The following is a 10,004-nucleotide window of genomic DNA, read 5'->3' as shown; positions in this document are numbered from 1 at the left end:
CGATTTTAACATTTTAATCGTTAATGGACCAATAGGGGATCCATACCCAGCAACAAGAAAGTTAGAATTTATTAGGAAAAGAAAAATAGGAAAATAGAAAAGAAAATAAAGAAATTTCAAAGAAATTTCAAAAAAAAGAAGAAAGAACTCAATGTTATACGATAAAGAATATCACAGATTTATTTACTGTATATATAATTACTCCGAAAAGTCAGGATCCAATCTTTTGATAAGAAAAGTCAGGCTCCAATCTTCACGTAACGAAAGTCAGGCTCCAATATTTCGACAAGGAAAGGCAGCTCAAATCTTTTAACAATGAAAGTCAGGCTCCAATCTTCACGTAACGAAAGGTAGGCTCCAATCTTTTGACAAGGAAAGTCAGGATCCAATCTTTTGACAAGAAAAGTCGGGCTCTAATCTTCACGTAACATTACTTAAGATTCTCTTGCTTATTTTCTTTGACCAAAGTGTTCAACAAAACGCGATCAGATCACAACCTCTGGATTCGGATTACGATCGTGGTATTCCGACCCGAAAGTTAGTAATTGCGATCCCATTTTAATTTTACGATAATATGCGATTCTCTGTTAATAAATTCAACACGATTTTAAGCGTAGAATATAAGGAAATATAGCGAAAAACGAATTCGGATCACGATCATGCGTGATGATGTGATTTTTTTAAAAATGAAATAATTCGAGAATGCGTGTTAAAGGCATCATCTGGGCAGTAAGGATAAAAGCATTCATTCATTCGATAAACACAAATTTATTCTTTTCAATATATATTTTCGATTATTGTATTTTTTTTTTAAAAATATGAAGATTTGATGATTTGAATATAGATTTCACTAAAATCTGTTGTGCGTGTTTTTGGTTTATTTTTTTTATTTATGCGATTTTATTTATTTTTACAGCCTTCCACTGCCAATTTCCACATTGCTCAAGGAGTTTCTCGCGTTCGGACTATCTTAGGAAACACGTCAGAGATCATAAATAAATGGAAACAGCATTAGCGATTTTTTCCTTCTTTACAATTTTTTTATTCAAGTTTTAATCGCCTATGTTTATTATAGTTTTGAAATTAAATATTTACTAAGTCAATTAATTAAACAGTTTTCCTCAATAAGTGATTTCATCAAATCAAAATCTAACGTGACGACATATTTGAAAAGTAATAATTGTAACGTATCGTTCAACCTAGAATCGTGATCACAAACGTCGCTGAATAAAAATTGTTTATCGACCGATGAGATACGTGAACTAACGTCGCTGATAAAAATCGGATCGGATTTATTACAAATATCGCGATTTTATTCTCATTCTATAATTAATAAATGGATTGATAAAAACGAGTAAAAATAAACTCGCTAAAAATATTATTTAATGAATTTGAAATATCCATTGCTTCGTTCGGTTCACCCTTTGTGATTGCGGATCTAACAATTATTGACTCCGAAATATCCGAGTTAAATTCGTGATGACGCATGCCATAAACGTCATTGAACAAAATTGGATCGAATGTATTATGAAATAGACGAGAAATCGGCGATTTTATTCTTTCTTATTTAATAGCGCTTTTATTTATTATGAAAAATGATCTCGTCCATTCTGTGAAATTTAATTGCACTATTATCCACACGATAATAAAATAATAAAGTTCAATTTGATAATAATTTCGCATAAAATTTCGATTTACAATTTACGGAGATTATAACTTAGTACCTATTTTATTTTCTTTGGACTTGGCATAGTACTGTTTATATTAATACTATTCTTCTTACGCCTTTGTTTTATAGATGAAGAATTCTTCACAATACTCATATTTACGGTAATTACATTCTAATGATTATAAAAATGATTAACAAATTATAAAGCAAATCGAATATCAATAAGTAATTTGATAATTACCCTAAATGTAAGCAATAAATTCACAAGTTTTATAAGCTCATCACTATTGCAGACTTTAAATGGGATTTTGGCCTCACATAAATGAAAATACCGGGTTATATTGTTTTTATCTCTTATTAAAACGTTCAAATATATCTTTTCGCCTAGGATTGAAGTAATATTAGTAACATTGAAGTATCATATGTAAGATAAACACTCATTTTACAGCTTATCTACCTGCTATTTGAATACCAATTATCCCAAATTCCGTTGATAAATCACAGCCTGCATGAGCAAAGTCCATCCCAGTATTGCATTCTCTGTACAATTTGATCTCGTCGTTTTGCAACTTTCTACCTTCACTCGATATGCGCGAACATTCAAGATACATAACTTCGAATTCAAATGCATTTTGATTTTTCACAATTGTCATAAGATCTGGTTTTAATCCGAATTTTTTACCCTCCTCACGTCGACGCCAAGCACTTGCCTTGCTTTGCTTTTCAGCACTAAAAAATAATCGTTATAACCATTTTAAATATAATTCTAAGATTCAAAATGCTCAGCACAAATACCTGGTTAAGCGTACTCCTCTCTTAAATGGTAATACGGCCTTTATTATCGGCAATATCACCTCCGCCATGTATGCACCCTCGCTTACTTCCTGGCGCATGTGATGTTCGGTAAAGTTATGGTTCTCCCAAATTAGGCACCTAATAAAACAGCGTCATACCATAAATATATTTCTTTATTTAATTGTTACTGAAAATACTAACAATATACTAAAAATATCTTTGGTAATTTTTTTTTGCTCATCGATATCATCTATCCATTTTTTCTCATATCTTTTTCTAAGAATTCTTTATTCAAAGAATTATATTTGCTTATTAAATCTTGACATTCTGATATAATGTGATCTCTCAATCTTGGACTCATATTGTCAGCTGGTGACTTTAAAAAATAAATTAGTATTCTAAATAATAAAATTAACAACTAAATAATCAACCGTACCATAAATAATTTTTTACTTTGAGAAGACAATTCTAATACAATATTAGATTGATCTGATATTATACTCGAAGCTAGTGGGTCTGTCCAATCGATTTCCTCGTCTTCTTCATTATTTATATTCTGTGCTAATTCCTCGTACATATCATACTCACTTTGGGTTTCACCCGCAACCTAAATATATATCGATCACTAGACATGTCTTTTCTATTATTTTAGAATTTTTAAATTAATATATCTCAGCCATTATTAATCCAATTATTATGAAATGATAACCATTAGATTCGTCTTATTAAGATGAATCTGATAAGCTATTAATCATTAATTTTTGATCACTAGATTTATAAATAATTTAAATGGTATTTTAATTGTTATATTATTATTATTATCATCTTAATTAATATGAAATAATTAGCATTAATTCACCTTAATTAAACAATTTTAATAAATTAAATTTCATTAAAATCCAATCATTAGATATTAAGATATTACATTTTAAAGTAATGCTAAAATTTTTTATATATTAAAAAATATATTAATATTAATCTTTATTTATATAAATATAGCAATTTAATAGTTATAATTAGTTATAATCTTTATTAATTTAATCTCAAAATAATTAGATTTTTATTAAAAAAGTAGTTAGGTTTATAATATTTATATTAACAATAGTTTTAAAGTATCTTCACTTAGAAATTTTAAAATGAATTTTTTATGATAAAATTATTACCAACAGTTTTTCTATATAAAAGTCAAAATCTACTTTCTAAACCTACTTTTATAGTCTATGTAAAGTTGTAGAGGTGATAAAATTACACATAATATATAATTTTCAGCTTTATAATATAAATAGTTAAGGTGTATGCCTATTTTTTATACTTAATTTTATTAAAAAATACAGTTTCTCTATATAAAGATTAAAATCTACATTCTAATTTTACTTTTATAGTCTAAGTAACATTGTAGAGGTGATAAAGTTACATATAATATATAACTTTCAGCTTTATAATATAAATAGTTAAGGTATATGCCTGTCTTTTATACTTAATTTTATTAAAAAATACAGTTTCTCTATATAAAAGTCAAAATTTACATTCTAATTTTACTTTTATAGTCTAAATAATGTTGTAGAGGTGATAAAGTTACACATAATATATAACTTTCAGCTTAATAATATAAATAGTTAGAATATACACCTGTTTTTTATACTCAATTTTATTAAAAAATATAGTTTTTCTATATAAAAGTTAAAAATTACTTTTTATTTCTACTTTTATAATCTAAGTAAATTTATAGATACAATAAAATTACATATAATACTTAATTTTTAGCTTTATAATATAAATGATTAATATTTTACTTAGTTTTATATTCAATAAATAATAACGATAATAATTAAATAAGCAATTTATATATTTTTTTTAACCAATTTTTATTATTGTTATTGTTATCATTATTATTATACATAAATTTAAAATACTTATAAGAAAAAAGATAAAATTAATAATTATTATTGTGATTTTTGCTTTCTTTTATATCGTAACCAAATATCTCTAATTCTTTTTACATCCCATTCTTCAGACTTGCTATCAGGTAATGAACAGATTTCTACAAGTACATTTTCTGTTTCTTGTATTGATAATTCTGAAGATTGTTGTAATCTTTTAAAAATATTTTGTTCTGAATTAGTTAAAACTCTGTATTTTCGTTTAATTTTAGCATTAGGATCATCTTTTAAAGAATTAATTAATATATTAGTATTAGTATTAATATATTAGTAATAATAATAATATTATTATTATTTATAATTAGAATTTTATAATTAACTTTTATCATACCTTCTATTTGATTATCAAACTCTTCTATATTTTGTTGTGTTATCATTATTTTTTCATTCCTTTTAGTTATTTTTTCTTGTTCTTTACGATTTTTTTCTATAATTTTTCGTTGTTCAATTGTTATTGTTTTTATATTTTTTATACGACGTCCTTTTGTATTAATGGAAATGCTTTTTTCAATTTCTTGTGCATGAATATTATTAAGTCTTTCAATTCCTAATTCATAACATGTAAATAAATTATTAAATCCATTTGGATTATTTTCAGTTGTATCTTTAAATATTTCATGAGTAGTTGAATCTATAAGATTAAATGCATCAACAAGTTGATTTACTAAATTCCAAAGAGCTTCTTTACGAGATTTTATAGTACGTTCACTTCGAATAAAAATGTCTTCACCAACATATTCATTTAAAAGTACATCAAGTCTTTCTCGTTCAGTTTGTATAGAGCTTATTCGTTGTTTTAAATCTTCATCATTACCAGGATTTTTTCCTATATTTTGTTTTACATACTTTACTCCAAATCTTTCCAAAGCTTCATCAAAAGCAAAAAAATGACCTGAACTAGTAAGATTGACAGAACATACATGCTGAAGTAATAATTGTAATGATGGATCTTTAGAAATAAAATGAATAAAATGAGTAACAGATTTTGAATAATTATTTTTTCCTGATATAGGAAAAAGAGGAGCAAATGCAAGCAAATTATCAAACTGCATATTATAATTGCCATATCTAATACCTATTTTATGTCCAATCCAGAAACCACACCAGCAAAAATACAAATACCATACTTTTAACATATAATTATTTTCATTTTGAATATCCTTAAATGTTTTGTTTTTACATTTCATTATTTGATTTAATGAAATTCCATCAGCCACCCATATTAATTCTAAGACACGACATGTTGCCTGATAATCTGTTACTTTCTCTAATTTATCTAAATACTTAACACCAATACAAGCTGCTAAATTGAAAATACCGTATCCTGAAAAAATAGTTATTAATGTGTTACACATTTCTTTACTTGTATGCCATGCACCAAGTAATAATCTTATTTCAGGTTTTTGTTCATGATAAGAAATTAAACGACGAAAGATTGCTTCATCACATGCTACATCAATATTTCTATTATCACCATTCTTTGGACCAACATCATTAAAATACATACTACAAGCATTATGTACAGCTTCATTATTACAAGGGTTTTCTCCAGACTCTAAAATAACTACATTAGGTGGTAAAATCTTACATCCTAATTCAACTTCTTTAACTAATTCTTGATGAACTGTATTTACATCAAAATCTGTTCCATAAGTTTGTAAAAGAAAATAAATTTTATTTTCAAAGCTTTGAAGTTCATTATCTGTAAATTGTGATAAACCAATTTTAAAAGTTTGCTTATTATTAGAATTTGCCTCAGCAATAATTGAATTAATAGAAATTGGTAGATTAAACTGAAAGACCATTCGTAATGTTGCATGTGTTGTTGCTTGAGTTACATCATAAATATTTCCATAAGCGAATGATTGCTCCTTAAAATCTATATTATCTATCACATAAACATTCCATATATTTGGACCCTGTTGTAATCTTTCTTTTGGATTAATTTTATCCATTCTAACTTTTTTCAGCCTTCTTTCATGTCGTTGTGTATGTGAAACTACACCTGCAGTACATAAAATTGTATAAAGAGAACTTAATAACTTTGGCTTCCGACATATAGAACTCATTATATGGGTAAGCCATATATCAATTCCTGGAAAAGTAATTGATAAAATCATAGAAATAATAAAAACTGATATTTTAATTGAATGTGTTTCATCAAAATCTTTTATTAAAAGACCTCTTTGCCTACGTTTTTTTGCTACAATTTCATGCTTTTTCTTCTGTATAGTAGTTATAAATCCATTAAAAAAATTACTTAAAACTACTGGAAAACCACTTCGATATTCTTCAAGAGATTGTGGAGTTTCAAGTTTATTCTTTTTTTCACGAACCTCATGACGTGATTTCCAAGTACATATTCCAATAGCTTCTCCTATTTTTTTTGGTTGTTCATTTAATAAATTAATAAATGAATATTCATCTTTTAATTTCTTTAAATTTACTTTTTCTAAACGTAATGCTGTTTTAATTGAAAATAAACTTGGAGGTACTTTATCAGTACTAATATCATTTTGTTTAATTTTATTAAAGACTGTACCAATTACTGTGCTTATTTCTGTTAATAATATATTTTTCATCTTATTATTTGAATCAGTTACATCCAAATCAGCCACATCCAAAATCCATCGTCCTAATAATTTAAGCGCATCTACAGTATCATGATTGTGTTTTTCATGGCAGGAAAAAACCTTTGCACCACTTCCTTTTCGTTCAAAAAAATGCCCTCCCTGTATTTGAAAACATTCTGAACATATATAACGTGCAGTTTGATTTGTAATACTAGATTTCTTAACAATTTTTTCATCTTTATCATTAAGAGCTGGATATACTTGAAATCCTATACAAGGTATTTGTATATTTCGATTATTAATACTTATTGAATGTTCTACACAATTCATTCTACGGCTAAAAAAGTATTTATCTTTATGGCAGAAAAGACAACGTCGTCGACAAATATAGCTTTCATTTACTGATTGTAACTGCTTTGAATTTTTTTCATGCAATTGATTCTGATCATATGAAAAATGTGACATACAAACACCTAATGTGTGTAACATATCTTTGGGATTAGTTTGATTAATCACAGTTTCATCAATTTCTCACATTCCTATTAACTGACAAAGAGGACGAAGAGAATGTCCTTGCTTAGCATAATTTGGACAACGCTTTATTTGTCCATCAAAAACATCCATTAAGACACATGGAACAAGTTCTTGTTCATTACACTCTGCATTATCTATAAGATAGTTTTCATCAGACCCAATTGTTGAACTTGTCCAAACAGAATCATTTTCAATTGAATCCATATCTTCCCATGTTATATCATTTCCATCATACTCATTTAAGTTACTAGCTCTTTCTCTAACATTTTGAAATGCCTCATAATCAAAGGAGAATTCATGAATATTATCGCTATCAATAGTAGTTGGTGTTTCTGGAATTTCATCAGCTGTAGAGCTATAGTCATCATTCTCAAGCAATATATTGTCTTCATCTGGGTCATCACATTCAAATTCACTGCTATTTATATAGTCAGCAAGAGTTCCCTTTCTCCTTTCAAAAGACATAATGATAATGACAATAATAAAATTGTTTTTTGGACCAACTTTGAAGAAAGATCGTTTAAAGGTTACAACTGCTATAATATTAATATATTACGTATTATAACAGAGCAGCTCGCAGGTATATTTTTTATTAGTAAACCAAGAAAATTAATTTGCTTAATTTTTATAGAAAGCGAAATAAAATTGTTTTTTCGTATGAAAAAAATGCTATTTATTATAAATTGTCGATCATTTCGCCCTTTTAAAAAAATAAATTCAAATTTTGGGGACAAATCCTTGTGTTCAATATGAATTGATGTTACACGGTTTTTCAGCCGTATGATTAACCATATTTGTTCTTGTGTTTGATAAACATTGATCATATTTGACTAAAATATTTCCGTCCGCATTTATGTCGAATCAATTTAAAATTCCATTTCCTTTTTAGTTTTCTTTAGTTTACTTCATACTCAGCTCCTTGCCAAATTAAATACTCCAAGGATGAAGATAACCGAGAAAAATTTGTCGGTAAGTACTTTCGTTTCGTTCTGTTTATTTAACTTCTAACTTTTCTTTTTAATTTATCGTTATCATTATTATTTCTTTAGGCTTCTTTAACGGGGTTTTGGTAAGTTTCTTTGATTTCGTTCCGCGTTTTTTTTAAATTTTTCTTTTTTTTTTAACTTTTAACTTTTAATTTAACGTTAACTTCTTTTTTAATTTATTGTTCCTTTAGGTCAGAAGTCGGAACTCCGGAGGAAATGGAAAATGATAAGGTATATTTTTCCGTTATCGTTATTTACCGTTACTTATTTAAAAACTAAATTAACTTCATTTTTCTCTTTTTTTAAAAAAACAAACGGTCTTTTGGCAAGACTATAGGTAAGTTTTTTTTGGTGTGTGGTAGTAGTTAATGGCGTTATTAACGCCTTTTGTTTTTATTTTTTTAGGTTTTAGGACGGTTCTTGGACAACACTGGTAAGTTGGGGGTTCGAAATTTACTTTATAGATTTCAGTTTCTTTATATGCTCTTGGAATTCGGCATTAACTTTAAGAAACGTCAGTACTGACGTTTCTTTTTTATTATTTTGTAGGTTCCGATTTAAATCTATGCGGAAGTGTGCATGAAAGTAAAATTGAACTAATGCGGATCAAAGTTTAAAATTGCTTTTGTTCTTGGCTCGAAAGTCTATTTAAAATTTACTGATTAAAACTTTAATTATATGAAATTTAACTGAACTTTCATCGCGTTCTTTAACAAATTCTTACTGATATAATTTGGAATTGTTTAATTATCTATATATTTATTTGTTTATTAATTTAAATTATTTTGTTTTTTTATTAGAAGGAGAGTACTGATTATTTGATTTGTTCAATTGTGGAAGGTAATATTGAGCCTTTTATTAAAAAAATCAAAGAATATCACGAGAAAAAAAGCTTTCGTTCGTTTAGAGATTATAATGAGAATTCTTTTCAAACTACTGTCAAATTATTATTACCGGCTAAATGCTGGTCATCAGAAATGCGTTTAATTGTTCAACATTTAAAACCAAACGTTCATAAATACGGGTTTGTTGATATTTTTATTTGTGACAAGAATTTTGGTTCGGCTGTATTGGAATTAAAACTACTTAATTTAGTCGGACTTTTTTCCAGAAGTAAGGGTAAAGTAATTAAAAATCCTGATTACAAATCTTTAGTTGAATTTGATAATATATTAAAAAGCGAGTCAGAAGATGCATTGTTAAACAGAAATTATTATTTTTGGTCAAAGGATGAAGGAAAGTACAAACTAACGAGCGTTCGAAAAGTAGTAGATGATGGCATAGATCAAATTAACAATTATATTGGAGTGATGGTTAATGGAAAATCTTCAAACAAAAAAGTTGGAATTTGTGATGATAAAATTGGAATAGAAGAAGGTTTAGGTCGTTTAGGAGGATATCTTTTAGCATCATTTGGTACTCAAAGGATAGTAGTCAAAAACATTCGATTTAAAAGAATAAATTATAATTTTTATTTAAAATAATTAAATTTATATTTTTTTTTATA

At 26.9% G+C, this 10,004-nt stretch carries 5 protein-coding genes; 1 reads left to right on the top strand and 4 read right to left on the bottom strand.

All coding sequences use genetic code 11. The features are described 5' to 3' along the window. Positions 1 to 2,118 precede the first annotated feature (2,118 nt). From DMG62_22060 to DMG62_22045, 4 genes are all read right to left on the bottom strand, one after another. Positions 2,119 to 2,322 (bottom strand): hypothetical protein, encoded by a 204-nt coding sequence (locus DMG62_22060; protein PYY20775.1) that lies wholly within the window; start codon positions 2,320 to 2,322, stop codon positions 2,119 to 2,121. A gap of 2,321 nt (positions 2,323 to 4,643) precedes the next feature. Beyond that, the gene (locus tag DMG62_22055; GenBank protein PYY20774.1) at positions 4,644 to 5,270 is read right to left on the bottom strand and encodes a hypothetical protein; all 627 of its coding nucleotides are present in this window, start codon (positions 5,268 to 5,270) and stop codon (positions 4,644 to 4,646) included. Beyond that, a complete protein-coding gene (locus DMG62_22050) occupies positions 5,252 to 5,431 on the bottom strand; it encodes a hypothetical protein (protein PYY20773.1) in 180 nt (59 codons plus the stop codon). Before DMG62_22050 ends, DMG62_22055 begins: the two co-directional genes overlap by 19 nt. 603 nt (positions 5,432 to 6,034) lie before the next feature. Further along, on the bottom strand, positions 6,035 to 6,223 hold the full coding sequence (locus DMG62_22045) for a hypothetical protein (GenBank protein ID PYY20772.1): 189 nt from the start codon (positions 6,221 to 6,223) through the stop codon (positions 6,035 to 6,037). Positions 6,224 to 9,330: 3,107 nt separating this feature from the next. Between DMG62_22045 and DMG62_22040 the strand changes: the two genes are divergently transcribed. Then, on the top strand, positions 9,331 to 9,981 hold the full coding sequence (locus DMG62_22040; GenBank protein PYY20771.1) for a hypothetical protein: 651 nt from the start codon (positions 9,331 to 9,333) through the stop codon (positions 9,979 to 9,981). The last annotated feature ends 23 nt before the right edge of the window (positions 9,982 to 10,004 follow it).

The organism is Acidobacteriota bacterium (assembly GCA_003225175.1).
Classification (GTDB): domain Bacteria; phylum Acidobacteriota; class Terriglobia; order Terriglobales; family Acidobacteriaceae; genus Gp1-AA112.
The sequence above is the reverse complement of the archived record's forward strand: the minus strand, read 5'-3'. Positions and strand labels throughout refer to the sequence as shown.